At 33.3% G+C, this 24859-nt stretch carries 25 protein-coding genes; 9 read left to right on the top strand and 16 right to left on the bottom strand.

The window, feature by feature from the left end:
• Positions 1-2 precede the first annotated feature (2 nt).
• The 3 genes from VKY47_RS13445 to VKY47_RS13435 all read right to left on the bottom strand — a co-directional run bounded on the left by VKY47_RS13445 (position 3) and on the right by VKY47_RS13435 (position 3019).
• On the bottom strand, positions 3-863 hold the full coding sequence (locus tag VKY47_RS13445; RefSeq protein ID WP_324313345.1) for an SPFH domain-containing protein: 861 nt from the start codon (positions 861-863) through the stop codon (positions 3-5).
• Between the two features lie 256 nt (positions 864-1119).
• A complete protein-coding gene (locus VKY47_RS13440; protein ID WP_324313344.1) occupies positions 1120-2046 on the bottom strand; it encodes an alpha/beta hydrolase in 927 nt (308 codons plus the stop codon).
• Between the two features lie 370 nt (positions 2047-2416).
• The gene (locus VKY47_RS13435) at positions 2417-3019 is read right to left on the bottom strand and encodes an alpha-ketoglutarate-dependent dioxygenase AlkB family protein (RefSeq protein ID WP_324313343.1); all 603 of its coding nucleotides are present in this window, start codon (positions 3017-3019) and stop codon (positions 2417-2419) included.
• Between the two features lie 29 nt (positions 3020-3048).
• Between VKY47_RS13435 and VKY47_RS13430 the strand changes: the two genes are divergently transcribed.
• On the top strand, positions 3049-3729 hold the full coding sequence (locus VKY47_RS13430; protein ID WP_324313342.1) for a M15 family metallopeptidase: 681 nt from the start codon (positions 3049-3051) through the stop codon (positions 3727-3729).
• Here the strand turns inward: VKY47_RS13430 and VKY47_RS13425 are convergent.
• The 5 genes from VKY47_RS13425 to VKY47_RS13405 form a co-directional block, all read right to left on the bottom strand.
• Positions 3705-4400: an N-formylglutamate amidohydrolase gene (locus VKY47_RS13425; RefSeq protein WP_324313341.1), complete on the bottom strand. Its 696-nt coding sequence runs from the start codon at positions 4398-4400 to the stop codon at positions 3705-3707. The two genes, VKY47_RS13430 and VKY47_RS13425, sit on opposite strands and share 25 nt — an antisense overlap.
• Positions 4397-5623, bottom strand: coding sequence for a glutamate-cysteine ligase family protein (locus VKY47_RS13420; RefSeq protein ID WP_324313340.1), 1227 nt, complete (start codon positions 5621-5623; stop codon positions 4397-4399). The genes VKY47_RS13425 and VKY47_RS13420 overlap by 4 nt, the downstream gene beginning before the upstream one ends.
• The gene (locus VKY47_RS13415) at positions 5616-7070 is read right to left on the bottom strand and encodes a RimK family protein (protein WP_324313339.1); all 1455 of its coding nucleotides are present in this window, start codon (positions 7068-7070) and stop codon (positions 5616-5618) included. The genes VKY47_RS13420 and VKY47_RS13415 overlap by 8 nt, the downstream gene beginning before the upstream one ends.
• 72 nt (positions 7071-7142) lie before the next feature.
• The gene (locus tag VKY47_RS13410; RefSeq protein ID WP_324313338.1) at positions 7143-8672 is read right to left on the bottom strand and encodes a carbon-nitrogen hydrolase family protein; all 1530 of its coding nucleotides are present in this window, start codon (positions 8670-8672) and stop codon (positions 7143-7145) included.
• Between the two features lie 63 nt (positions 8673-8735).
• Positions 8736-10469: a M14 family metallopeptidase gene (locus tag VKY47_RS13405; protein ID WP_324313337.1), complete on the bottom strand. Its 1734-nt coding sequence runs from the start codon at positions 10467-10469 to the stop codon at positions 8736-8738.
• A gap of 98 nt (positions 10470-10567) precedes the next feature.
• Between VKY47_RS13405 and VKY47_RS13400 the strand changes: the two genes are divergently transcribed.
• The gene (locus VKY47_RS13400; protein ID WP_324313336.1) at positions 10568-12229 is read left to right on the top strand and encodes a SulP family inorganic anion transporter; all 1662 of its coding nucleotides are present in this window, start codon (positions 10568-10570) and stop codon (positions 12227-12229) included.
• Positions 12230-12284: 55 nt separating this feature from the next.
• Here VKY47_RS13400 and coaD read toward each other — a convergent pair whose 3' ends face one another.
• Together coaD and VKY47_RS13390 are read right to left on the bottom strand one after the other, a co-directional pair.
• Positions 12285-12740 (bottom strand): pantetheine-phosphate adenylyltransferase, encoded by a 456-nt coding sequence (gene coaD / locus VKY47_RS13395; RefSeq protein WP_324313334.1) that lies wholly within the window; start codon positions 12738-12740, stop codon positions 12285-12287.
• Positions 12741-12900: 160 nt separating this feature from the next.
• Complete coding sequence (locus VKY47_RS13390; RefSeq protein WP_324313332.1) at positions 12901-13875, bottom strand: D-alanine--D-alanine ligase; 975 nt, start codon at positions 13873-13875, stop codon at positions 12901-12903.
• 149 nt (positions 13876-14024) lie between these two features.
• On the opposite strand from VKY47_RS13390, the gene VKY47_RS13385 reads away from it, so the two are divergent.
• The 4 genes from VKY47_RS13385 to VKY47_RS13370 all read left to right on the top strand — a co-directional run bounded on the left by VKY47_RS13385 (position 14025) and on the right by VKY47_RS13370 (position 17474).
• Positions 14025-14588 (top strand): PASTA domain-containing protein, encoded by a 564-nt coding sequence (locus VKY47_RS13385; RefSeq protein WP_324313331.1) that lies wholly within the window; start codon positions 14025-14027, stop codon positions 14586-14588.
• A 1-nt stretch (position 14589) separates the two neighbouring features.
• Complete coding sequence (locus VKY47_RS13380) at positions 14590-15627, top strand: RluA family pseudouridine synthase (protein WP_324313330.1); 1038 nt, start codon at positions 14590-14592, stop codon at positions 15625-15627.
• A 793-nt stretch (positions 15628-16420) separates the two neighbouring features.
• Complete coding sequence (yaaA, locus tag VKY47_RS13375; protein WP_324313329.1) at positions 16421-17179, top strand: peroxide stress protein YaaA; 759 nt, start codon at positions 16421-16423, stop codon at positions 17177-17179.
• Positions 17136-17474: a hypothetical protein gene (locus VKY47_RS13370; RefSeq protein ID WP_324313328.1), complete on the top strand. Its 339-nt coding sequence runs from the start codon at positions 17136-17138 to the stop codon at positions 17472-17474. Before yaaA ends, VKY47_RS13370 begins: the two co-directional genes overlap by 44 nt.
• On the opposite strand, the gene VKY47_RS13365 is transcribed toward VKY47_RS13370, so the two are convergent.
• A complete protein-coding gene (locus VKY47_RS13365; protein WP_324313327.1) occupies positions 17464-17601 on the bottom strand; it encodes a 30S ribosomal protein THX in 138 nt (45 codons plus the stop codon). The two genes, VKY47_RS13370 and VKY47_RS13365, sit on opposite strands and share 11 nt — an antisense overlap.
• Positions 17602-17665: 64 nt before the next feature.
• Between VKY47_RS13365 and VKY47_RS13360 the strand changes: the two genes are divergently transcribed.
• Entirely contained in the window at positions 17666-18334 is a 669-nt protein-coding gene (locus VKY47_RS13360; RefSeq protein ID WP_324313326.1) for a uracil-DNA glycosylase family protein, read from the top strand.
• On the opposite strand, the gene VKY47_RS13355 is transcribed toward VKY47_RS13360, so the two are convergent.
• The 4 genes from VKY47_RS13355 to VKY47_RS13340 all read right to left on the bottom strand — a co-directional run bounded on the left by VKY47_RS13355 (position 18331) and on the right by VKY47_RS13340 (position 22058).
• Positions 18331-20112, bottom strand: a complete 1782-nt coding sequence (locus VKY47_RS13355) for a Xaa-Pro dipeptidyl-peptidase (protein ID WP_414731231.1) — start codon at positions 20110-20112, stop codon at positions 18331-18333. The two genes, VKY47_RS13360 and VKY47_RS13355, sit on opposite strands and share 4 nt — an antisense overlap.
• 126 nt (positions 20113-20238) lie before the next feature.
• Positions 20239-20592 carry a DoxX family protein gene (locus VKY47_RS13350; RefSeq protein WP_324313323.1) on the bottom strand — a complete coding sequence of 118 codons (354 nt, stop codon included), beginning with the start codon at positions 20590-20592 and terminating at the stop codon, positions 20239-20241.
• Positions 20585-21565, bottom strand: coding sequence for a peptidase associated/transthyretin-like domain-containing protein (locus VKY47_RS13345; RefSeq protein ID WP_324313322.1), 981 nt, complete (start codon positions 21563-21565; stop codon positions 20585-20587). The genes VKY47_RS13350 and VKY47_RS13345 overlap by 8 nt, the downstream gene beginning before the upstream one ends.
• A gap of 145 nt (positions 21566-21710) precedes the next feature.
• Positions 21711-22058 (bottom strand): DUF6249 domain-containing protein, encoded by a 348-nt coding sequence (locus VKY47_RS13340; protein ID WP_324313321.1) that lies wholly within the window; start codon positions 22056-22058, stop codon positions 21711-21713.
• Positions 22059-22197: 139 nt separating this feature from the next.
• Here VKY47_RS13340 and VKY47_RS13335 point away from each other — a divergent pair, with 139 nt between their 5' ends.
• Both VKY47_RS13335 and VKY47_RS13330 read left to right on the top strand, forming a co-directional pair.
• Entirely contained in the window at positions 22198-22779 is a 582-nt protein-coding gene (locus VKY47_RS13335) for an RNA polymerase sigma factor (RefSeq protein ID WP_324313361.1), read from the top strand.
• Positions 22769-23182 (top strand): hypothetical protein, encoded by a 414-nt coding sequence (locus tag VKY47_RS13330; RefSeq protein WP_324313320.1) that lies wholly within the window; start codon positions 22769-22771, stop codon positions 23180-23182. The genes VKY47_RS13335 and VKY47_RS13330 overlap by 11 nt, the downstream gene beginning before the upstream one ends.
• A gap of 37 nt (positions 23183-23219) precedes the next feature.
• Here the strand turns inward: VKY47_RS13330 and VKY47_RS13325 are convergent, their stop codons facing one another.
• Complete coding sequence (locus VKY47_RS13325) at positions 23220-24461, bottom strand: DEAD/DEAH box helicase (protein WP_324313319.1); 1242 nt, start codon at positions 24459-24461, stop codon at positions 23220-23222.
• Positions 24462-24859: the final 398 nt, after the last annotated feature.

Below are 24859 nucleotides of genomic sequence, written 5' to 3'. Positions count from 1 at the left end.
TTTTAATGATTTAAGGTTCCGGCATTCACAATTGGAGACGCATCTTTATCACCGCATAAAATAACCATTAGATTACTTACCATGGCCGCTTTTCGTTCATCGTCTAAATCAATAATTTGTTTTCTGCTGAGTTCGTTTAGAGCCATTTCAACCATGCTCACAGCTCCTTCCACAATTTTATGTCTAGCTGCAACAATGGCAGTGGCTTGCTGACGTTTCAACATGGCATTAGCAATCTCTTGTGCATATGCCAAATAACCAATTCTGGCTTCAAGAACTTCAATTCCGGCAATCGATAAGCGCTCATCAATTTCTTTTTCCAAAGCTTCGCTTACTTCATTTACACTAGAGCGAAGTGTAATGTCTTCAGCAAGACCTTCGTCAGCAAAATTATCGTAAGGATACATGCTTGCTAGTTTTCTAACAGCGGCATCTGTTTGTACACGTACAAAATTCTCATAATTATCTACGTCGAAAGCTGCTTTATATGTATTTTGAACTCGCCAAACTAGAATGGTGCTAATCATAATCGGATTTCCAAGCTTGTCGTTTACTTTTAAGCGTTCGCTATCGAAATTACTGGCGCGAAGTGAAATTTTCTTTTTTGCATATAAGGGATTTGCCCAATACAAGCCGTTCTTTTTTATACTGCCAACATATTTACCGAATAACAGTAGAACCCTCGAGTTATTGGGCTGTACCATAATAAAGCCTAAGGCCATAATAAAGGCTGTAGCTATTGCTAATAAAAACCAAGGGCTTTTTGTTGCCGCCATAGCAGCAATTCCTCCAATAAATAATATTAAACATACAAATAGCATGACATAGCCATTGGCGGGTACGATAACTTTTTCTTCTTTCATGTGATTAAATTTAGTTGGTTTATATTGAAATGATATTGAAATGATATCATAAAGATATATATAAACATTTTAATCACAAAATCGAGTTTGGCACGAAGATTGAACTATGTCTTGTAAATTGATACTACACAAAAAACTTTTTAAAGAGTGTGGTTACTTTTAAAAAAGGTAGTATTTCATATTTTTGGTTGGTTAGTTAAGAAAAGCATCCTTTTTTAGGATGCTTTTCTTTTTTACGTTAATTATGAGAATAAATTTATTTTATGAATTCCAGGATGGCAGGAACAAGCTCTGGACTTAAATGTCTAAACGATTCGTTATAAGATTTGGAGTTTTCTAGATCGTCGCCTTCAATAGGAAACATAACATGGTTCATGTCCTCTAGAAGTAATAAGGATCCTTTTTTTGAAGCATCTTTTAAGAGTTGAGCTTCTTCTACAGGAACTTGTAAATCTTTAGTCCCATTTATAATGAGTGTAGGAATGGTAAGTTCTGCAATTTGTTCTTGCGGATGGTATTGCATCCAACTGCTCATAAACGCCTGGTTTTCCATGCTAAAAATAGATTCGAGAGCAGAAGGGTAGTTTATGGTTGTTTTGTTTTTTCTTAAGATATTAAAAGCAAGTTCCGATTCGTCCAATAATCCAGGTACCGTTTGTTCAATTTGATCCAAAATGACTTTATCGATGGATTTTCCAGAACCGCCAATGGAAATAAATTTAGTCACATCTTCTTTTGAAGCTAAAATGCCAACCAAACTTCCTTGTCCATGACCAATAATATAAATGTTTTTAAATGTTTTTTTATTTGTGAAATATGCGATAATAGATTCAGCATCTTCAACAAAATTATCAAATCGAATATTTTTATCTACACGTCCTTTTCTTATTTGTTTTACTATGCGTTTATCATATCTGTATGTGGCAATGCCATTTTTAGATAAGTCTTCAGCCAGTTTTTTTAAAATGTTATTTTTTTGGAAATTCTGATTTCCGTTTCTATCCGTCGGACCAGAATCTCCTATAATAATGGCTAACGAGGAGTTTTTAGTTTCCGTAGGCGTTAATAAGATGCCATCTACAAACTGATTGATGGAAATATCTTCCGAAGTGAAATTGGTTTCTTGGGAAATAAGAAAATTTGAACTAAAAAGAATTAAAAGAGAAAGATACTTTAGTTTCATGGGTACTTAGGTATTAAAATCAACGAGTTAATTAATTAGACTTCTATAACGTAAAATTAGTTTAAAATTATCTGACAAATTCATAATCTTTTATTGAAAAGTATAAAAAACAGCATGTACTTGGTCGGATTTATAATGTATTTTGTCTGTAAATGTTAAAATTAAATGTATTTCATCGAAAATAATAGCTTTTAAACGGTAATATTTAAATATTAATTTACATTTGATATGTACTAAAATATTACTTTTTAGTTCAATGGATTAATTAATTAATGTTTGCATTATGTTGTTGATACTAGAGACCCTAAATCTAACTACATAATAAAGATGCAAATCAAATTAAACCGAGGTTGAGGGACCTCGGTTTTTTTTATGCAATAAACCGAAAAGTTAGGTTAATTCGTTGTCCAATGGCTTTCTTGGTTTTAGGAATTTGATGTAGCCAGTAATGTTGCATTTCGCCTTTCATAATTAGTAAACTTCCGTGTTCCAATGCTATTTTATGGGTTTCCTGTTTTAAAATTCTGTGTTTAAATTTAAATACGCGCTTAGCTCCAAAACTTAAAGAAGCAATTACAGGATTTAGGCCTAATTCTTTTTCGTTGTCTGCATGCCAACCATTGCTGTCGTTGCCATCTCTATATAAATTTAGAAGTACCGAATTAAATTTATGTTTTGAAATTAATTCAACTTTATTTTTTATTTCTAGAAGTAAATTATTGAAAGGATGTGGTTTCATAGTAATTCCGGAATAGGAGTAAGGCGAGTTGTTTTCAGCATATAAAGCTGTTAATCTGGGTTGTTTATGGGTTTTTCCGAAAATGGTAATGTCGTCCTCTTGCCATAAAACTTGTTCTAATAAATCTTTAAAAAGTGTATCTGCTTCACTTTGCTTATACAACTGCGAAATATATATAAGTTCTGCTTGTGGTAGATTAAATTCAGCTTTTTCTGAAGAAAACAAATCCATCATTTATTTTTTCTCTAAATTAGCCAAAGTCTATGAAAATAAAAACAGCCATATTCGTTTCTCTTTTTCTAATTTTTGTTTCCTTCAAACAAGATAAAAAGAGCATGCCAGAAGGTTTTGTCTATGCAAAAACCTTTATTCCAGATTTAGAAGTGGAATTGCGTTATTATTCTACAAATAATTTTGTTGGAGATACTATTGCTGGGTATCATGCCAATACCTTAATAGTTACAAGGCCAACGGCTCAGGCCCTAAAATTGGTTCAGGAGGAATTGTTACTTCATAATTTGTGTTTAAAAATTTACGACGCTTACAGACCACAAGAAGCTGTGAATCATTTTATAAAATGGGCAAGAAAATTGGACGATACATTAATGAAACAAGAATTTTATCCCAATGTTGAAAAAAGACACTTGTTTAAGGAAGGCTATATTGCTTCAAAATCCGGACACAGTCGAGGTAGTACTTTAGACTTAACCATTATAGATGCGGATACCCACGAAGCTTTGGACATGGGAAGTCCGTACGATTTTTTTGGAGAACCTTCTTGGGTTAATTACCAAAATTTAAGCAAGGAGCAAAAGACCAACAGACAACTTTTACAAGATGTGATGGTAAAACATGGTTTTAGAAATTACCCGAAAGAATGGTGGCACTTTACTTTAAGAAACGAACCTTTCCCAAAAACTTATTTCAATTTTCCTGTAGAATAACTTTTCAAAACAGCATAGATATTCTGTTTTAATTGGAGATCCATAGTGTTGGTTTTAGAATATTTCTGATTGACCTCAAGCTCAATTCCTAAATAATTTTCAGGAAACTGTTTTCTAAGATACGTTGTAAAACCATCCGCTTTTCCTAGATATGGGTAATTAAACCTGATGCGATATTCTGAGTGATTCTTTATTATTTCGACCTTAAAGCTTTTACTGAATTGCTTTTCTGAAATACTTCTGGAATCAAAAAGCAACCCGATATCGCAATTTCTTATAATGTTATTTAAAATAGGAGTAAACGAATGTACAGACAAGTGCAAAACCTTTTCTCCATTAGAAATAAATTCCTTGATTTGATTCTCAACTTTGTTTCTATAGGTCAAATAATAGGAATGAATAAGTTGCTCTTTTTTTTCTTTTGAAAGTTCTTTTGAAAACTCTGAAAACAGGTTTTTATGATGTAAAGATCTGTTAAGCTCCATTAACAAACGGCTGGTTGTGCTCGAATACGAAACATTTGAAAGAGGTTTTAAATATTCGAATAAGTCTAAAGCCCCTAAATCAAAACCTCTGTGGCTTTTTAAAACATCTTGATAACCTTCAAAAAGGGAAGCGTAATCCTTGGGAATTATATTTCCGCCATGTTCGCAGGTTAGTACCAGTTTCATGGAAGGAATAATTTATTTTCTTGCAAGCATTCGGTTAAATTGATATACACTTTTTTAATGTTTTCTTCGGAATAATCTTCAGCAACAGCCTTTAAAATTCTAGTGGCCAAAGTGCCTTCGTTTAAAATAGATTCCAAGGTTTCGTAATGCGATTCATGTATGTTTTCTTTTGCTAGATCATATAGATGTTTCCAAAGTGCTTTTACAGAAATGGCTTCATTTACCTGAAACAAGTTCAAATAGTCTAGGTTTGGAATTACATAGTTTTCTGCATCTTTGATAACTGGATTTAAAATGTCTAAAAGTTCTTCTTTAGGCCATTTTTTTTGTTGCTGAAGTGCTGCGAGTTTTTTACCAACTAAAAGTTTCAAGACTTCAATAATCAGGACACAAATAGCCATATCTGCTTTCGGACATTCTTGAACATCTACCAATCTTATTTCTATGGCATTTCTATCGAAGCGCGCGATGGCTCCCCGGGAATTTAAAAAATGATGGTCTAATATATTTTCAGTATCGTATGGTTTAATCGCTTTTTTTATAGGCTCGAAAATCGTAGCATAATAATCTACTTTACTAAATACACGTTCTGGGATGACCAAACCGGTAAGTTCTGGAATTTCCTTTTGGTTGGTTTTGTAATACTCCAAACGAGCATCTTTAAAACCTGTGTTTTTCCCTTCAAGAATAGGAGAACTAGCACATAGTCCAGGAATCAAGGGTAAAATAATTCTTATAGCAGCATGGAGTTTTTCAAATTCCTTATCATCGAAAAAAGGCAAATTAATATGTGTGCTCTGTACATTGCTCCAACCATGTCCTTTGCAATTAAAAATGCGGTTATATAACTCGTAAACTTCGCTATAGCTGTGTTTCCAGAGTTCGGTATCTTTTAACGGATTTAGTAAAGGATGGGCTGCCGTTGGTAATAAATACGATTCTAAAGGCTTTAAAAGAGTGTTTATTTCTAAGATGTTTTTATGAAATAATTCAGATAAATCATTTAGGTTACTGGTTGGACCATTGGTTTTTAATTCCACTACATGTGCCACCAATTCATTGCTCCAAGCAATTTCTCCATTTTCAATGTCCGATGTTATCTTTCCTGCTTTTTTTAACAATAATTTATCGACTATTGGAGCTGCTTTAAAGTTTTTGCCAAAAACCAACATATATTCCAGCTCAATGCCATAAACCTCAAACAAATGATATTTTTTACTCATGATTGGTCAATCTGTTTTTTAAGGCTGAAAGAATTTCGGTATAAACAAGATCTCCATAATGTCTGTCTTCCACACCAAAATCAATATTTGGGTTGTCGTTAATTTCAATTACCATGGGTTTATCGTTCACTACTTTTATGTCTATTCCATAAAGGCCTTTTCCCATTAACCTGGCGGATTTTAATGCCATATCCAATATTACTTTTGGTACCTCTTCAATAGCTAAACAATCAGCATTACCGTCTTGATCATCTTTTTTCTTAGCATCCCAATTATATATTTGCCAATGATCTTTTGCCATATAATATTTACAGGCGAAGAACGGTTTGTCATCAATTATTCCTATCCGCCAGTCGTAATCTGAAGGGCAAAATTCTTGCGCAATAATCAAATCGGATTCTTTTAGCATTCCAGAAACCAAGTCATGATACTCTTCCTCAGTTTTCGCTTTTTTCACACCAAAAGAAAATGTGGAATCTGGAGCTTTTAAAACGCAGGGCAAACCCACTTCTTTTAAAACCTCGTTTTTATTATTTTTATGAACGATGACTGTTTTTGGTGTAGCAATATTGGCGTTGTTAAGTGCCTCAGCCATATACACTTTATTGCAGCATTTTAAAATAGCATCCGGATAATCGATAATAGCAATACCATCTTGCTGTGCTTTTCGGGCAAACGCATAGGCTTCGTTATTGACTTCGGTACTCTGACGAATAAATAACGCGTCAAAAGAGGATAAACGAGACAGGTCTTTTGGCTCGATAACTTCTGCGTAGATATTCATCTTTTCAGCCACTTCTATAAACTTTTTAATGGCTTTTGCGTTGCTCGGTGGCGCAGGATCGTTAGGGTTGACCAAAATGGCTAAATCGAAATCGGATTTAGTTAATTTAGGTGTATCATAACGTTTTTTTGAAAAATACTGATTGGCAAAAATGCGCACACTTTCCATGTGCTCCGTGGGAATTTCGGATTCTGAAATGGCACGAATGTTTTGCACGTTCCATTTTGTATTAAAGTTGAATTTCACCCTTAAAAGAGGCACCTGAAAATGCTTGTAAAATAACGCACTTAATTCTTTGTATTTTTGAGCCACATTCTGGCCAAAATAAATACTTAAGGTGAATTCTTGCGATTTGATATTTTTCAAACTTTGTTGGATCACATCATCAAACTCGTCTGATACAATTCGAACCAATTTTAAAGCCTTCAAATCCACAATATTCTTAACTGTTGGAATGGCCAAATGCCCTCTGGCTTCAGCCAATAGCGAGACATAATAACCTTTGGATTGATAGGAATAATCTTTGCAAAGATTAAAAATTCTGGCGTTTTTTAATAGGGAAAACTCCGGGTTAGTAAGATATTCTTGCGAAGAAATTACTTTAATATTCTCAATCGAAAAATGCCATTTTTCTGGATGATTGACAACAATATATTTATTCATTTATAGCGAAATCGCATTATTTATTTTAAACAAAATTAGAGTTTTTTTCAATAACTTTTTCAAGTCTTTAAATTATCTTTTTCGAAGTTCGAATAGGTCTTTTCGTCTGTCTCTTAGGTTTCTAACACTTCCATGTTGATTGAGCTCGCGAAGTAAATCGATGTCTACATCTGCTATTAAAATCATTTCGGTATTGGTAGTTGCCTCAGCTTTAATTCCGTTTGCCGGGAATGAAAAATCGCAAGGTGTAAAAACCATGGACTGCGCGAACTGAATATCCATATTATGCACTTTTGGTAAATTACCCACACTTCCCGCAATAGCTACATAACATTCGTTTTCTATCGCTCTAGCTTGGGCACAATGTCTTACTCTCGAGTAACCGTTTTGTGTATCGGTTAAAAACGGAACGAATAAAATGTCCATACCTTCATCTGCTAACAGTCGGCTTAATTCTGGAAATTCAGAATCGTAACAAATTAAAACACCAATTTTTCCACAATCTGTATCGAAAGTTTTTAATTCGTTACCACCTTGCATACCCCATACTTTGGCTTCGTCTGGTGTAATATGAAGTTTCTCATAACGTTCTACAGTACCATCCCGTTTGCATAAATACCCAGCATTATAGAGTAAATCGTTTTTAATTTCTGGCATACTACCAGTAATAATGTTGATATTGTACGAAATTGCAAATTCAGAAAACTTTTGTACAATAGTAGGTGTGAATTTCGCCAATTCCCTAATTGCTTCAGATTCGGATAAATGATTGTTTTCAGCCATTAATGGTGCGTTGAAAAACTCTGGAAATAAAGCGAAATCAGAGCGATAAGCAGAAACGGAATCAATAAAGTACTCGGCTTGCTGCATCAGTTCCTCCAAATCTTTATATAAACGCATTTGCCATTGAATAAGTCCTAAACGAACAATTTTTTTCTTTGTAGCTGCTTTTTTAGAAGGTTTTTCGTAATAAATATTATCCCATTCCAACAAAACCGCATATTCTCCAGACGCATCATCGCCTTCTAAGTAACCTTTTAAAATACGAACAGGATGGAAATCGTTCGAAATTTGAAAGTTTAAAACTGGATCATGAATTTCCTTTCTTCTAACTTTATCAATATATTCTTTAGGAGTCATCTCTTTAGAATACTTGTGAAAATTTGGTATTCTACCTCCAAAGGCAATGCCTCGTAAGTTTAATTTTTCACAAACTTCTTTCCTATAATCATATAATCGTCTTCCTAAGCGTAGGCCACGGAATTCTGGTTTTATAAAAACATCAATACCGTAAAGAGCATCGCCTTTATTGGCATCGTGCGTGTTGAAGGTATAGTTGCCTGTTATGTCTTCGTAAGTGTGTATGTCGTCAATACTGTCATAATCCACTATAATAGAAAGTGCACAACCAGCAATCTGGTTATTTACTTTTATAACTACCTGTCCTTCAGGGAATTTATCTATAAGGGTTTTGATTTGATTTTCTCTCCAATATAAATTTGGCATGGTTTTATAAGCCTCCAACATGGCGCCTTTTAACTCTTGATAATCGTTTAAGGTGAGATATTGTAATTCTATATTTTCAATGTCTTGTGGTTTCATATACTATGAATAATTTTATGTAAATGTAAACGAATTTATAGTCGTAAATTACTAATTATTTAATTAATCCATGCGATAAATTGGATATTGCATAAAGGCTTTTTCAGCATGATAAGAGCGCTCGTACAACCAATTAAGTTGTGCATACCAATTGGTAGCAAAGTCTTTTTCATTTTCTTTTTTCTTTAGAAATTCCGCTTTTAATTCGGCATTATTATCTAACATTTCTTTGGCCGTATCTTCAAAAATATAAGGTGAAAAACCTTCCTTTTGTTGTAAAACCGTGTCGAAAAAATTCCAATTAAAAAATGAATCGGGAGCTTGTGGCTCTAAAGTTTCTAATATATAACGTAAGGCCATTTGATTTGTTTCAAGATAATAATCTCCTTTTCTGAAATTTATTTTTTCTTTTGAAGTATTTATATGGGTATTGTAATGTTGATAATGTCCTTCGTAGGCATTTTTTCTGGTTTCAAATTCACCCAATTTATAAGATGTTACCAAAAGGGTTGTATCTTTTTTAAAGCGCGACATTTGTACTTGATTTCGTTTTAATAAATCAATGACATTGTGCCAACCTTGAGGAATAATATAGGCTTTTGGAACGGTGATTTCCGTTTTAGGTTTAAAGTTGTTTTGATAAATAACTTCTTTGGTAAAGGGTTTGGTTCTGTCGTATTTTAAGCGTGTTAAGACAGTAACTTCACTGGTAATCATTTCGCCTTCAAAACCTTCAAAATTTAATATTGTAGTTTTAGTTGTATCAATCTCCCAATCTAAGGGGTATATTTTTTTCAACTGAAATTCTTTAAAAGCATTTCGCCTTAATTCTGATATTTTCTCACCTTGTTCTTCGGTAATTTCAATCATACTTAACATAAGCTCATAAGTGCCTTCCACACGTTGTTTGTAAGGTTTTAGCATATGTGTTTCAACCATCATACCAAGCACATTCCATAAAGCGGTATAACCCGTAGAGTACCTTGGAGAATCCATAAATTGACTAAAACCAACTTCAGGTACCTGATTAAATACATTCACATATGGTGTGATATCCCAATCTTTTTTTGCTAATTTTTCTTCTAAAGCAGGCATCATTTCCGTGTTTAAATAAGTGCCTAAAGAACCGCCTAGTTTATTGTGTTGTGTGAATAAATGCGTAAGCGCATATTGATAGTCTGCACCATTGCTTACATGATTATCTATAAATACATCTGGTTGCACCAAATGAAAAATTTCTGTAAAACTTTTAGCGTTTTCAGTATCACATTTTATGAAATCTCGATTCAAATCGTAATTTCTGGCGTTGCCTCTAAAACCATATTCTTTTGGACCATTTTGGTTGGCACGAGAACCTGTATTTCTGTTTAAACTACCTCCAACATTATAAATAGGAATCGTTACCAAAACCGTGTTTTTAGGAGCTTTTATTTTACCTTGGGCTAAATCTCGATACAGCATCATGGTGGCATCAATTCCATCTGTTTCTCCAGGATGGATGCCGTTGTTAATCAATAAAATTCGTTTGTTTTTTCTTATTTCCGAAAAATCGAAGTTTGAAACTTTGTTGAAAATAACAATATGCAAAGGTTCTCCAGAATCGGTTTTACCCATTTCCAGCATTGAAATTTCGGGATAAATAATACTTAAACTTTTAAAATAATTAATGACTTCTTGATAAGTTTCGGTTTCAGTTCCACCACTTTTTTCAAAATTCGTTAAAAGCTGTGGAGACGTCTGGGATAATAAAAAATTGAAAGACAAACAGATAAGAGAAAAAGCGATATTTTTTTTCATAAATCAAGAATTAAAGTATAAAACTAAACAATTTATAAGAATATAGCCTTGTGTTTAACCATATTAAGTCTATTTTTGCACCCTCCAAAAAAAGAACGATGACTCAATTTTTTCGAAAATTCACAAGTAACCCTAAAAATGATATTTTAAGCGGGATTACCGTGTCTTTAGCAATGATTCCAGAAGTGGTTGCGTTTGCTTTTGTTGCACAAATAGATCCGCTGATGGCTCTTTCAGGAGCATTTATTATTGGGTTGATTGCCGCAATTTTTGGAGGAAGACCGGGATTAATCTCGGGTGCTGCTGGTGCTGTTGCGGTTATTTTTGTTACCATGATTGCAGATGGCCATACCAAAGGAATGCTTTTTGATCAACCGATTAAGAACATGGGATTCTTCTATTTAATGGCCTGTGTTATATTAATGGGTGTCATTCAAATTATGGCGGGTGTATTTAAATTAGGGCGTTTTGTACGCTTAATCCCACATCCAGTGATGCTAGGATTTGTTAATGGTCTTGCCATTGTTATTTTTTGGGCACAGGTAAAAATGTTTTCACATAAATCTTTAGAAGTTTCAGCTGATGGTGTTAAAAAATACGTTAGCACCTATATGCAAGGTACCGAACTTTATATCATGCTTGGTTTGGTGCTTTTAACCATGGGAATTATTTGGGGTTTACCAAAAATCACTAAGAAAGTACCCGCAGCATTAACCGCTATTTTAGTAACAAGCTTAATTGCTATTGGTTTTAATTTAGATGTATCGACGGTAGGATCTTATATTATTGAAGGTGGAGGAACGGGTTTAAAAGGTGAATTTCCAACACCTAATCTAGAGCTGTGGCAAAACCTTCCTATTAATTTAGATACTTTAAAATTTATTTTACCTTATGCCTTTTTAGCGGCTTCCGTAGGATTAATAGAGTCCTTGATGACTATGAATTTAGTGGATGAGCTAACTGAAACTAGAGGTAATGGCGACCAAGAATGTATTGCTCAAGGAACCGGAAATATTATGTCGGGGCTTTTTGGTGGAACAGGTGGATGTGGTATGATTGGCCAAACGGTTATTAATATTAACGCTGGTGGGCGAGGACGTTTATCTGGTATTATGATGGCTCTAACGTTACTAACGTTTATACTTTTTACCGATCAATTAATAGAACAAGTACCTATTGCCGCATTAGTTGGAGTAATGTTTATGATGGTTATTGAAACCTTTGCATGGTCCAGTTTCCGAATTATTAAAAAGATTCCTTTATCTGATGCTGTTGTTTTAATAATAGTTTCTTCTGTTACCGTTATTTACGATTTAGCCATTGCGGTATTCGTTGGTGTTATTATCTCAGCCTTGTCATTTGCTTGGCAAAATGCCATACGTATTCGTGCTAGAAAACGTATTAAGGAAGATGGTACAAAAGTATATGAAATTTGGGGGCCTTTGTTCTTTGGTTCAATACAGGCTTTCAACGAAAAGTTTGATCCAAAAACCGATCCTGACCAAGTAATTATTGACTTTGTAGAATCTCGTGTTAGCGATCATTCAGCTTTGGAGGCTATTTTTAATATTGTCGAAAAATATGAAGCTGAAGGTAAGACAATTAAGCTAAAGCACTTGAGTCAAGATTGTAAAGAATTAATGTACAAGGCAAGTCCGAAATTTAAAGAAGTGATTATTGAAGATGTCGACGATCCAAGATACCATTTAGTTGCTAACCCTGAAGACTTCCCGAATCCTTTGTCTGACTATAAGCTTTAACAAAGTATACAGTCTTAGGTTTCAGTAAACAGTAATAAAAGAGATTCTTTTAGAATTATTTCACCCGAACACTATCAGGAACCAAAACTTTATAATCGCCTTTATTTCTAATCACATCACGAACAATGCTAGAACTAATATAAGAAGTTCGTGCTGCCGTTAATAGGAATACAGTTTCAATTTTGGAGAGTTTTCTATTGGTATGGGCAATGGCTTTTTCAAATTCAAAATCGGCTGGATTCCGTAATCCGCGAAGAATAAACCCAGCATCTATTTTCTTGCAAAAATCTATAGTCATCCCTTCATAAGTAACAACTTTTATTTTTGGTTCATTTTTAAATGTTTCTTTAATAAACTTTTTGCGTTCCTCGAGCGTGAACATGTATTTTTTATCGGCGTTGATACCAATGGCAACTACAACTTCATCAAAAAGATGTACACCACGACTTATAATATCGAAATGACCTAAAGTTAATGGATCGAAAGATCCTGGAAATAATGCTCTTCTCATAATGTTTCCTGCGAAGGCAGGAATCTTTTTAAATTTGACTTAAGATTAAATGGATTTTGTATCGTACATTACCAATATGTACTGAGAATCTCATTTAATTTTTAAAAGTTTACCAAATATAATATTTATTTATCGAAAACTACCATGTCAAATATGGTAGCTATTTAAGAGCTTCTTCTATGGCATTACCAAACAATTCTTCTAGGGTAATTCCAGCTGCTGCTGCCTGTTGCGGAAGGATACTAGCTTTGGTGAGCCCAGGAACCGTGTTTACTTCCAATAAATGTGGTTCGCCATCTTTAAAGATGTATTCACTTCTACTAAAGCCGGTCATTTTTAAAATATCGTAAACCTGTTTGGCTACTTTATTTACTTTTTCGGTCATTTCTTCGCTGATTCTCGCTGGGGTAATTTCTTTGGATTCGCCAAGGTATTTTGCTTTATAATCGAAGAAATCGTTATCGCTTACAATTTCGGTTATTGGTAAAACTTTAGTTTCACCTTTATATTTAATAACCCCAACAGAAACTTCTGTACCATCCAAAAAGGATTCAATAATAATTTCGTCATCTTCCTTAAAAGCCACATCAATGGCGTGCTGCATGTCTTCTAACTTATAAACTTTAGTAATTCCAAAACTACTTCCAGCTTTATTGGCCTTTACAAAACAAGGTAAGCCCACTTTTTTAACAATGGCATTCGCATCAATCTTGTCGCCTAAATTCACGTAGAAACTTTCGGCCGTTTTTATTCCGTAAGGTTTCAAAACACTTAAACAATCACGTTTATTAAAGGTCAGAGCTGCTTGATACATGTCGCAACTGGTTTGCGGGATGTTCAATAGCTTGAAGTAGGCTTGCATAAAACCATCTTCTCCCGGAGTTCCATGAATGGCATTAAAAACACAATGGAAATTAATTTTATTCTTATTGACAATAATTGAGAAATCATTTTTATCTACAGGGAATTCATTGTCTTCATTGTCTACATATACCCATTTGTTTTTAAAAACATGAATTCTATAAGCATCGTATATTTCTTTGTTAAGTGTTTGATAAACAACGTTTCCGCTTTTTAATGAGATCTCGTATTCGCTGGAGAAACCTCCCATAATGATGGCGATATTTTTTTTCATATATATTTCCCAAGAACCTGGGAATCCCGTTAATTATTAGCTAATATTACAATAAAACCAGAGGATTTTTAGTTAAGCTAAAATATCACATTAAAAGCAAAAGAAAAAACAGTTCTGTTTTTATATCTTTGTTGTTCAAATAAATTTAAATGAGTCTTATAAAATTTCTTAGTAGTAGAACGTTTTTAAAACAAATTGTTTTGGCTTTTGTTGCCATTTTCATTTTGTCATTTATCATGCTAAAATGGTTAAAGGTAACTACCAATCATGGTGAATTTGAAACGGTTCCCGAGTTAAAAGGAAAGTCTATTGAAGTGGCTAAAATTGAACTAAATGAAAACAATTTAGCTATGGAAATTTTAGATTCTTCTAATTACAATCCAGATTATCCAAAATTCTCGGTGATAGAACAGGATCCAATTGCTGGCGAAAAAGTAAAGGAAAACCGAAAAATATATTTAACCCTTAATCCTTCTGGTTACAGAAACATTTTGGTTCCAGATTTAACGGAACGCACATTTAGACAAGCAAAACCAACGCTAGAGGCTTTAGGGTTTGAGGTAGGGAAACTGATTTATATAGACAATATTGCTAAAGATAGAGTTTTGGAAATGAGCTTTAAAGGTAAAAAACTTCAACCGGGAGATATGCTTCCAAAAACCTCTAAAATCGATTTGGTTTTAGGTAATGGTACTAGACCAATTTCAGAATAATATGATAGATTATACCCCAGAGCAGGAAAATGATGATGAGTTATTTGAACATTTCACCTTTACTGCCGAAAAAGGTCAGAAACCTCTTAGAATAGATAAATATTTAATGAATTTTATTGAAAACGCAACGCGAAATAAAATTCAAGAAGCTGCAAAAAATGGCAGTATTTATGTCAACGATATCCAAGTGAAATCCAATTATAAGGTAAAACCTTATGATGTGATTCGTGTGCTTTTCGAGCATCCACCTTACGAAAACTTACTAACTCCAGAGAACATTCCTTTAAACATTGTTTACGAAGATGATGATTTGTTGGTTGTGAATAAAGAACCAGGAATGGTTGTACATCCAGGACACGGAAACTATTCTGGAACCTTAATTAATGCCTTGATTTATCATTTTGATAATTTGCCCAACAATTCTAGTAATCGTCCAGGATTGGTGCACAGAATAGATAAAGATACGAGTGGACTTTTAGTTATTGCCAAGAATGAAGAAGCGATGACGCATCTAGCCAAGCAGTTTTTCGATAAAACGAGTCAGCGAGAATATGTAGCTATTGTTTGGGGAAATATGGAGGAAGATGAAGGAACCATAGAGGGGCATATTGGTCGTCATCCAAAAAACAGATTACAAAATACGGTCTTTTTTGGAGATGATGAAGACAAAGGCAAACCAGCAGTCACACATTATAAAGTTATTGAACGTTTAGGCTATGTTACTTTAGTGTCTTGTAAATTAGAAACAGGACGTACGCACCAAATTCGCGTGCACATGAAACATATAGGACATACCTTGTTTAACGACGAACGTTATGGAGGAGAACGAATCTTAAAAGGAACCACGTTCTCTAAATACAAACAGTTTGTAGATAATTGTTTTAAAATCTTACCACGGCAGGCGCTACATGCAAAAACGCTGGGCTTTACACATCCAAAAACAGGAGAATTCATGAGTTTCGACTCTGAGATTCCTCAAGATATGCAGCTGTGCATTGAAAAATGGCAGAACTATGTGAAGCATCAAGATGGGGAGTAAGAGGTAATTTTATAAAACAGTAAATCATTTAAAAATAAATGAAACATATTATTTGGGTTCTTATATTTATTAGTTGTGGTAGTGAGAAAATAATGATAAGTAATGCAGCTCCAGGTAATGGTTATATTATTTGAACATTTACCTTAATTGATGAGAAACCTAGATAAAATGGATGTGGGTTAGAATACAAACCAGAAGTAAAAAAAAATGATTTTTTAGACGGTTATTATAGTATACATATATCAAGAAGTTTACCTCATCAAAAAGGCGATAATACGAGGGTTTATTTTTTTATTAAAGAACAGAAAGCAGGTAATTATGAATTTTTCAATTATAATTTAGCCATTGTTGGTCTTGGATATTCCAATAGCAGTTTAAAATAAAAAAATGAATTTTCAATTCTGTTTAAAGTTCAAGAAGATTCTATAAATTATATTGGAAATTTTACATTTTATCCTAAAGGTAATGAGAATGGAAATTTATTTGTAATTCAAGATAATTTTGAAGAGGATTTACCAAAATTAAAAGAAAAATATCCTAGAAAAAAATGGAAAATTGTTCAGAATAAAACTTTAAAGCAAGTTGTTCTTAACGAATCTCTTGTTGAATTTAAAACTGATTAACAAATTTGAATTTTTTTCCCACAATGTGGATTATAAATAAACCTATTTTATTAACGACCATATAACAGTTTCCATTCGTTAGTTTATTGAATTATATGTAACTTTGAATCTGTATTTTAAAGCTATATATTAACTATAAAGAGATTCCTGCTTTCGCAGGAAGTGTGTCTATGAAGCTCGTTTTATCACCTGCAAAATCCCTCGATTTTGAAACTAAATTACCCACTAGTAAAACCTCGGAATCTTTGTTTTTATCAGATTCGGAGCGTATTAATAAGTTACTAAAAAAGAAATCTGCCAAGAGTTTGTCGGAGCTAATGAAAATTTCGGATAATTTGGCACATTTAAATTACGAACGCAATCAGGAGTGGCAATTACCTTTTACAAAAAACAATGCCAGACCAGCTGTGTATGCTTTTAATGGCGATGTGTACAGAGGCTTGGATATATATTCTTTAGATGTAAAAAAACTAGATAAGCTTCAGGATACCGTAAGAATTCTTTCAGGGCTATATGGCGTTTTAAAACCATTGGATTTAATACAACCTTACAGATTGGAAATGGGAACAAAATTTCCAATTGGGAAAAATAAAAACCTATATGAATTTTGGAAAAAGAAAGTTACTCAAACTTTAAACAACGAATTGGAAGACAACGAGCTCTTTTTAAATCTGGCAAGTAACGAGTATTTTAAAGCAATTGATACCAAAAGCCTAAAAGTACCCGTTATAGATATCGATTTTAAAGAACTTAAAAATGGCGATTATAAAACCATTGGTATTTATGCCAAATTAGCTAGAGGCTTAATAACACGTTATATTATTGATAACAATGCCAAGACTTTAGACGATATAAAAGGATTTAATTTAGAAAATTACAGATTTCATGGACAACTCTCTAAAGAAAACAGTTTGGTCTTTACAAGATAACGTTCGTACCGAAGACCAACGAAATGCTTTTAAGCCAACTGGTAAAAAACCAAGAAACAAAACGCTTCAATATATATTGATTTCTATTCTAGTGCTTTTTATTGTAAGCTTTCTGTTGCTTCAATTTTACCAGGAAACCATAGAAACCTGCATTACAGATAATTTCTGCATCAACTCGAAAGAAGATGTGTTGTTGTACACCTTTTATGTTTTTGCAAATATTTGCATTGTTATCTTATCTATTGTTGGCGCTTATGCCATAGGTAAGAAACTATCTCAATATATTAAGATTTAGGTTTTACTTTTTTGTTAGGATCTAGTTTGTTTTCAAGGCGTGGACGTTTTTTTATTCGTGGACGTCTAACACCATAAGAACCTCTTTGTATTTTTCCTCGTCTGGTTTTTTTATCTCCTTTTCCCATGCTTTTATGTGTTTTATTTCAGATACTTAAAATACAATAATTAAGCTTATAATTCAAGACATTTATGTTTAAACATTATCATCCATATAAACCATTTATACCAGAGCATGCTACAAAATTAATAGTAGGCACTTTACCACCTCCCAGGTTTACTGTTGGTGATTTAAAACCAGCAGATGTCGATTTTTGTTATGGTAGTAGCGATGGTCAATTATGGAAAATTTTAGATGAAATATTTCAACTAAATCTTAAATATGAAACCACAGAGGAAGCTGTTAGTCAACGGAAAAATTTTTTAATTGAGAGAGGAATTGGAATTTGTGATATCGTTGAAAGTGCCGAACGTGAAAAAATAGATGCTTCCGATTTAGGGATGCAAAATATTATTTTAAGGGATTTAATAGGATATTTAAAACAATTTCCAAACGTGGATACGTTATTGTTTACAGGGGGAAACAGTAAAAATGGACCTGAATATTTTTTCAGAAAACATTTAAAAGACAATCATCTGAAACTGGAATTAATTTCCAATCAAGTTCCAAGAATCCATCAATTTGATATCTTATCGAGTAAAAACAACCCACGTATTATAACAACTGTATCCTTAACAGCACCATCTGGAGCCGCTAACAGAGCAGTTGGAAGCATGCCTTTGTATAAGCAGCTGAAACAAAAAAATCCAGAGTTTAATACCCTGGATTTTAGAATGATGCAATATCGTGAGTTTTTCTAATTTGTTTTTAAAGATTTCTCTAGAGCTTTTTCGCCACCAACAATAGGTAAACTAAGTGTGGTTTTGTCTAAATCAATGGTTAATTCTGTGCCAGGTTTTGGCAAGATGGTGTATTGACTATCACTCGAAAAAATTACCAATCCAATTTGTTGCCCTTTAGGAATTATTTGATCGTCTGGTTGTAAATTGAAAGTGATGCTATAAAATTTCCCTGGTTCTAAAGGTTCACTTTCAGTTAGCGATTTATGGTTTTGAGGATCTGCCCAACCACGTGTAATAATATTGTCTGTAATTTTTGCATCTTTATCTGTATTCCAAGGTAAGGATACCAACCAAACAGATAAATTAGCTGCAGGTTTGCTACTGGCTAAGTTGACGGTTATTTTAGGTAATCCTGAAATGTGTACATCATCAATAAGTGTAGGTGTTACATACAATAAACGGTTTTTAGAACTGTCAGCTTGCGCTAAATCGTCTCCAGAAATATTATAATCGTCTATCAAGGTTTCATGCCCTTGTTTTTTAGATTTTTTAGTGCTTAGGTTTCCTATTTCCAAACCTCCTTTAAGTAAATGCAAAGTAACTTCTGAAGCATCTGGATTTGGATATTCTTTATATGCAGTTGGGTTTTCAGGAGAATCATTCTCTCTTACAATCCATGCTTTGGCATCATTTTCTACACCATTATCTATCCCGTGTAAATAATGCGTAAACCATCTGTTCATCATAGTCATTGGAGGTGGTCCACCATGACCGTTTTGATGATAATATATTTGAGAAGGAATGCCTTGTTCTTTTGCAGCTTCATAAATGCGATAACTGTGTTCTGGCATCACGTTCCAATCGTTAAATCCGTGCGCCATCAGTAAAGCAGCTTTCATGGGTTTCATATGATTTAAATAGTCACGTCCAGCCCAGAAATCATTATAATCTCCAGTAATTCTGTCCAGCCCATTTTTCATTTCGGTGTCTCTTACAACTTTGTTGCTATATGCTCGTTTCGATTCCTCTCCACTGTGAATGAAATCGTATAACACATCAATATCTTCTCCTAAATAACCTCCAGGAGATCTTACCAAACCATTCGATCTGTAATAGTGGTAATAGGAAGTATTTGGCGCAATAGGAATAATGGCTTCAAGACCTTCAACACCTGTAGTTGCAGCCGCTAATGGTAACGTTCCGTTATATGATGTTCCTGTCATGCCTACTTTTCCAGTAGACCAATAGGCTTTTACTTCTTCGTTGCCATCTCTTTCTGTATATCCTTTTGCTCGTCCGCATAACCAATCGATAACAGCTTTTGGAGCAAGAGATTCGTTCTCGCCTCCAACTGTTGGAGAACCATCCGAAAGTCCTGTTCCTGGCGAAGAGGAGTGAACCACGATATAACCTCGAGGAACCCATTTTAATATATGTGAATTTGAAATTATTGGTCGTTCTCCAGTTCTTTTTACTTCTGGATGAACACGTTCTTTAGCAGCTTCACCTAACTCGTGTTTTACATCCCAAAATAAGCCATCGACATCTCTAGCAACTCCAGCAAAATAAGGACTCGAAACATAGATAACAGGTAGTTTTAAATCTTCGGAATCTGTTTGCAGAGGTCTAGTTACAGACACGTGCATGCGATCTAATTTACCATCTCCATCGGTGTCAAATTCGGTTTCAACCCATAAATCATGTCTAATCCATCCTTCAGCATTACTGAATGCTGGAACGATTTGAGCTTCTCCATTTTCGAAAACCGGAACAGCTTTTTCTTGTGAAAAAGACATGGTAACGCTTAAAATAAATAGGAAACTGAATAAAAATCTGAAAGAAGTTTTCATAGTAAAAATGTTCTAAAAGTGAATTGATATTTGCTGCTTACGAAGTTCGTTTTTTTTAGACTCAAAAACAAACTACAGATAGTAATAAGCCCAAGCCATAAGTATAAATTGAAGTGGTAGGCGTAATATTAAAACCCATTTTGGAATACCAGCGCCCGCTTTTTCGCTAGAAAGCATGTAAAAATGAACCAGTAGAAACACAAGTAACATACTTATAATACCATAAATAGCAAACGTTCTTGTTGCGTCAAAACATAAAGCTAGACCTAATAATATTTCGGCAAACCCACTTAATAAAACCATCAATTTATGATTTGGTAGATATTTTGGCATGATGCGCATATACATCTTTGGTTTTATAAAATGCATGATACCGGCAAACACATAAATGGCTGCCATGAGATATAAATGCCAAGGGTTATTCATCTTTATAAACTTTAAAAGTTAGTCCCATTCCATAATTGGTTAAGCCAGCATTCAATAAACTGGAATCGGTAAAATGTCCTTTTTTAAATTGAATCCATTGGTTTCCGTGTAAAAACACACGTTTAATAAAGGTGTTGTTTTCTGGAATTTCGTTGGTAAAAGGAAGAAGAGGCCTGAAATTTGTTGGAATTTTAACTAAAGCTCCGCCAGATTTTATTTCCTTGTATTTTTTATTTGGTAATAATTTCCCAGCATTATCTGCATAACCCAAGACCTGAAGTGAAACAAATAAACCGGAATCTGGAATGTAAATATCGAATGCGGATACATCTAAAGTAAACTGGTCGCCATCTTTTTCGGTAGCTCTAAAAACGATGTTTTGGTAGCTTAAGGGTTTTCCTGGACGGCCATTATCGTTATGGTAGATATTCACTTTAAATAAGGTTGAAAAAGGTTTTTTCTCAGCATTCGATTTATGTCTTTTTTTCCAATCTACCGATTCTAAAGCAATTGGGAAATGAATTTCAGAAAGCTTCTTTAGTTTATCATCTTCATTTTTAAAATACACAGCTATTTCAGATTCTATCGTTGGAAGCCAACATTTGTGATAGTCGTCATCCAAATAAGCTTTTATGGTTTCTTCTTTATATTTTCTGTCCAATTTGGCACGAACAACAATTTCATCCAATTGATCGATATGGGGTTGTAATTCAAGAATCTTTGGTAAATTTTCAGTAGAAATATTTAAATCTTTAAACCCCAAAGCAGAAACAAAAAGCGAGTCCACATCTGGATATATTTTTTCTGTAAAAAGAAACTGCCCTTCATCGTCAGCGAAAACTCCTTGACCATTTCCAAATGAAATAGTAGCATAAGATACCGGATGTTTTGTTTGGGAATCGATGATTTTAGTTTGCGAAAAACCAAAAACCGAAAAAAGTAATATTACAAGAAGAAAGGCTTGTCTGCACATAAATTTAAAGCGACTAGTATAAATGAACTTTAAAGATACAGTTTCTTATGAAACAAAAATGAAACTTCTTGGTTAAAATGACCTTAAAAAAAATCCTACTAATTATATAACTAGTAGGATTTAAAACTTATTTGATGATGATAAGTTATTCCTTGTCTAGATTTTTAGTCATTTTAAAACCAAAAAATAAGCCTAAACCTGCTGTAAAGAAAATAGTTGCAGGATAAACGGCTTCGCTATCTAAAGAGGTATAAGTATCTAAAATGGAAGCTAATAATGTTCCCAGTCCAATTCCCATTAATAATAGCGCAAGGTTTAAAATAAATACTTTCCATATTGGAGCTGTACTTTGTCTGCCTTTCATGAATATGCTCGCATCTGCACCTTTTTCTATAAGTGCTAAACGTTCTTTGTTTCTTGTTGAAAAGAATAAATAAAAAACTCCGAAAATTGCTCCAAATATAATTGGAATGATAATTAATTCTGATCCCATGACTGTTTGTTTTTAATTGATTAAATTTAATGTGTTCATAGCATATGACGACAAGCTTTTTATTATGGTTACAACTTTTTCTAAATATTTTTATTTTTCATCTGTAACCAAAGACCAAAACATGTCGTCTAAAACACAAATGACGACTAACAAAGATCAAAACCAAATCAATCAAGTGCTTGAAGGAAACACCAATGCCTTTGGGGTATTGGTTGACCAATATAAAGACTTAGTGTTTACATTAGCCTTGCGAATGCTTAAGAATAGAGAAGAAGCTGAAGAAGTTAGTCAAGATACGTTTATAAAAATCTTTAAATCCTTAAAGAAGTTTAAAGGAGATTCTAAGTTTTCTACATGGATTTATAAAGTAACTTATAATACCTGTTTAGATAGACTTAAAAAAAATAAAAGGCAGCAGCAAGTTGATTCTATTGATGAGTTTACTGAAAAACATGTATATACCATAGATAATGCTCTTGAAAACATGGTTGAAGCAGAACGTTTGCAGGCCATTCAAGAATGTATAAGTTTATTGCCAAGTGAAGATGGTTTTTTAGTAACTCTTTATTATTTTGAAGAACAATCTTTAACTGAAATATCTCAAATTATTGGTATTACTGCTAATCATGTTAAGGTGAAATTATTTAGAAGCAGACAAAAGCTAGCACGTATTTTAAAAGATAGATTAGAACCAGAAATAATTGCACATTATGAAAAATAAAGAAAATAAACATCTAGATAAATTGGTTGAAGATGTCATGAAGCAAGCTGTTTTAGAATCACCTTCTTTTAATTTCACCACAAATGTGATGCAACAAATAACTGCCGATTCTAAAAGTACATCTACAGTTTATAAGCCATTAATTTCTAAAACGGGATGGAAAATTTTAGTTTTAAGTGTTTTAACGCTAATAGGTTATGTTTTTGTTTCTGGAAATTCGCAAAATAGTGAATGGTTTGAAGCTATAGATTTTAGTGCATGGACTAAATATAATCTCCCCAATTTGTTTTCAGGAATAAAAGTGTCCCATTCCACATGGTATGCCTTAGTACTTTTTGGAGTTATGATTTGTGTACAAATCCCCTTATTGAAAAGTTATTTTAATAAAAGACTAAACCTCTAACAACCCAATTCCAAACAATTTAAAAACATACACCAAATTAATACCAACGCTTCTTATTCTTTCTTGAAGCTGCACTTTTTCGGCCTTTTTTATTTTTGCTATCTGTTTGATTCGATTTATGACTAATTGATTTAGTATTTGGATCTAAAGGATATGGGTGGTTTTCTTCAACAGGAATCTGGGTCTGTATTAATTGTTGAATGGTTTGTACATACGTTATTTCGTCTGCTCCACAAAAGGAATACGACATCCCAGAATTTCCAGCACGCCCAGTTCTTCCTATTCTATGAACATAGGTTTCTGGAATATTTGGTAAATCGAAATTAATTACGGCATCCAACTCATTAATATCAATCCCTCTTGCCGCAACATCTGTAGCAATAAGAATATTTACTTGTCCACTTTTAAACTTTTTCAAAGCAGTTTGTCTATCGGTTTGAGATTTGTCACCATGAAGCGTTTCAACCTGAAATTCGTTTTTTATTAGGGTTTGCTCTAATTTATCAACTCCAAATTTGGTGCGTCTAAAAATTAAAATACTGCCTTTTATTTCGTTTCGTAACAAATGCAAACACAATTCTATTTTATTGCGTTTTGGTACATAATACAACACTTGTCCAATTGGATTAGCTGCAAATAAGCTTTGCGTAATTTCAATTCGCTCTGGATTATTTAATATGGTATTGGCTAATTGTTCCACCTTATAGGGGATGGTAGCAGAAAATAATAAAATCTGTTTTTGTTTCGGACATAAGCTTTCAATATGCTTAACGTCGTCTATAAAACCCATGTCTAACATTAAATCGGCTTCGTCTAAAACCAGAATTTCAACCTGATCTAAATTAACAACTTCCTGTTTCTGTAAATCGATTAAACGTCCTGGCGTTGCCACTAAAACATCAACACCCTTAGTTAAAACATCTATTTGAGGCTCTATAGGAGTTCCACCAAAAATTACCGTTGTACGTAAATTGGTATGTCTGGCATAAGCATTAAAATTGTTGCCAATTTGTAAGGCTAATTCTCTGGTAGGACTTACTATCAATGCTTTTATTGTTTTTCCTCTTTTTGTGGGATCTTGCTTATTGGAAAGCAACTGCAAAATTGGCAAAGCAAAAGCGGCTGTTTTTCCAGTTCCTGTTTGTGCTGAGGTTATAACATCTTTTCCAGCTAAAACAAAAGGGATGGTTTTTTTTTGAACTAAAGTAGGTGTTTTATAACCTTGTTCTTCAATAGCTTTTAAAAGAGGATCGATAAGTTGTAAGTCTTTAAATGACATGCTGATATATTTACGACAAAGATAGATGAATTTTGAAGGAATTAATTTGTGAAAGAGATTTTTTCGTTTTATAAAAAACTTTCGTTTAAAAGTGCTTCACAATACATATTTAATTAAGACAGAGATTAAATAAATCTGATTAAATATTTTATTAATAAACTGGAACAATCACTTTTTATTAGATAAGTAAATCCCTTCTTTCGGACAAAAAACAAACTGTTTCGTACATAGTCGCTTGATTTAATGCTTGTTAATAGCATATCTTTAAATGACTCCAAAGCTGAACCTTCATTTTAATTGGCTTTAATATTTCGCCATTTATTATAAAACAGACAGTCATTTAAAATTTGTAATTACCATTTGCAATCGCTGCAAATACAGCTATTAATCATTTAAAT

The sequence above is a fragment of the Xanthomarina sp. genome, assembly GCF_035306705.1.
Lineage (GTDB): Bacteria > Bacteroidota > Bacteroidia > Flavobacteriales > Flavobacteriaceae > Xanthomarina.
Note: the sequence above shows the minus strand (reverse complement) of the source record. Positions and strands in the feature narration are given on the sequence as shown.

Excerpts from the sequence above, each read along its gene's own strand:
- VKY47_RS13330 (WP_324313320.1), top strand. The coding sequence starts at position 22,769 with ATGAAAAATAAAGAAAATAAACATCTAGATAAATTGGTTGAAGATGTC.
- coaD (WP_324313334.1), bottom strand. The coding sequence starts at position 12,740 with ATGAGAAGAGCATTATTTCCAGGATCTTTCGATCCATTAACTTTAGGT.
- VKY47_RS13385 (WP_324313331.1), top strand. The coding sequence starts at position 14,025 with ATGAGTCTTATAAAATTTCTTAGTAGTAGAACGTTTTTAAAACAAATT.
- VKY47_RS13410 (WP_324313338.1), bottom strand. The coding sequence starts at position 8,672 with ATGAAACCACAAGACATTGAAAATATAGAATTACAATATCTCACCTTA.
- yaaA (WP_324313329.1), top strand. The coding sequence starts at position 16,421 with ATGAAGCTCGTTTTATCACCTGCAAAATCCCTCGATTTTGAAACTAAA.
- VKY47_RS13355 (WP_414731231.1), bottom strand. The coding sequence starts at position 20,112 with ATGTCTTTTTCACAAGAAAAAGCTGTTCCGGTTTTCGAAAATGGAGAA.
- VKY47_RS13390 (WP_324313332.1), bottom strand. The coding sequence starts at position 13,875 with ATGAAAAAAAATATCGCCATCATTATGGGAGGTTTCTCCAGCGAATAC.
- VKY47_RS13430 (WP_324313342.1), top strand. The coding sequence starts at position 3,049 with ATGAAAATAAAAACAGCCATATTCGTTTCTCTTTTTCTAATTTTTGTT.
- VKY47_RS13380 (WP_324313330.1), top strand. The coding sequence starts at position 14,590 with ATGATAGATTATACCCCAGAGCAGGAAAATGATGATGAGTTATTTGAA.
- VKY47_RS13350 (WP_324313323.1), bottom strand. The coding sequence starts at position 20,592 with ATGAATAACCCTTGGCATTTATATCTCATGGCAGCCATTTATGTGTTT.
- VKY47_RS13400 (WP_324313336.1), top strand. The coding sequence starts at position 10,568 with ATGACTCAATTTTTTCGAAAATTCACAAGTAACCCTAAAAATGATATT.
- VKY47_RS13365 (WP_324313327.1), bottom strand. The coding sequence starts at position 17,601 with ATGGGAAAAGGAGATAAAAAAACCAGACGAGGAAAAATACAAAGAGGT.
- VKY47_RS13335 (WP_324313361.1), top strand. The coding sequence starts at position 22,198 with ATGACGACTAACAAAGATCAAAACCAAATCAATCAAGTGCTTGAAGGA.
- VKY47_RS13420 (WP_324313340.1), bottom strand. The coding sequence starts at position 5,623 with ATGAGTAAAAAATATCATTTGTTTGAGGTTTATGGCATTGAGCTGGAA.
- VKY47_RS13445 (WP_324313345.1), bottom strand. The coding sequence starts at position 863 with ATGAAAGAAGAAAAAGTTATCGTACCCGCCAATGGCTATGTCATGCTA.
- VKY47_RS13325 (WP_324313319.1), bottom strand. The coding sequence starts at position 24,461 with ATGTCATTTAAAGACTTACAACTTATCGATCCTCTTTTAAAAGCTATT.
- VKY47_RS13425 (WP_324313341.1), bottom strand. The coding sequence starts at position 4,400 with ATGAAACTGGTACTAACCTGCGAACATGGCGGAAATATAATTCCCAAG.
- VKY47_RS13405 (WP_324313337.1), bottom strand. The coding sequence starts at position 10,469 with ATGAAAAAAAATATCGCTTTTTCTCTTATCTGTTTGTCTTTCAATTTT.
- VKY47_RS13340 (WP_324313321.1), bottom strand. The coding sequence starts at position 22,058 with ATGGGATCAGAATTAATTATCATTCCAATTATATTTGGAGCAATTTTC.
- VKY47_RS13435 (WP_324313343.1), bottom strand. The coding sequence starts at position 3,019 with ATGATGGATTTGTTTTCTTCAGAAAAAGCTGAATTTAATCTACCACAA.
- VKY47_RS13415 (WP_324313339.1), bottom strand. The coding sequence starts at position 7,070 with ATGAATAAATATATTGTTGTCAATCATCCAGAAAAATGGCATTTTTCG.
- VKY47_RS13345 (WP_324313322.1), bottom strand. The coding sequence starts at position 21,565 with ATGTGCAGACAAGCCTTTCTTCTTGTAATATTACTTTTTTCGGTTTTT.
- VKY47_RS13360 (WP_324313326.1), top strand. The coding sequence starts at position 17,666 with ATGTTTAAACATTATCATCCATATAAACCATTTATACCAGAGCATGCT.
- VKY47_RS13440 (WP_324313344.1), bottom strand. The coding sequence starts at position 2,046 with ATGAAACTAAAGTATCTTTCTCTTTTAATTCTTTTTAGTTCAAATTTT.
- VKY47_RS13370 (WP_324313328.1), top strand. The coding sequence starts at position 17,136 with ATGGACAACTCTCTAAAGAAAACAGTTTGGTCTTTACAAGATAACGTT.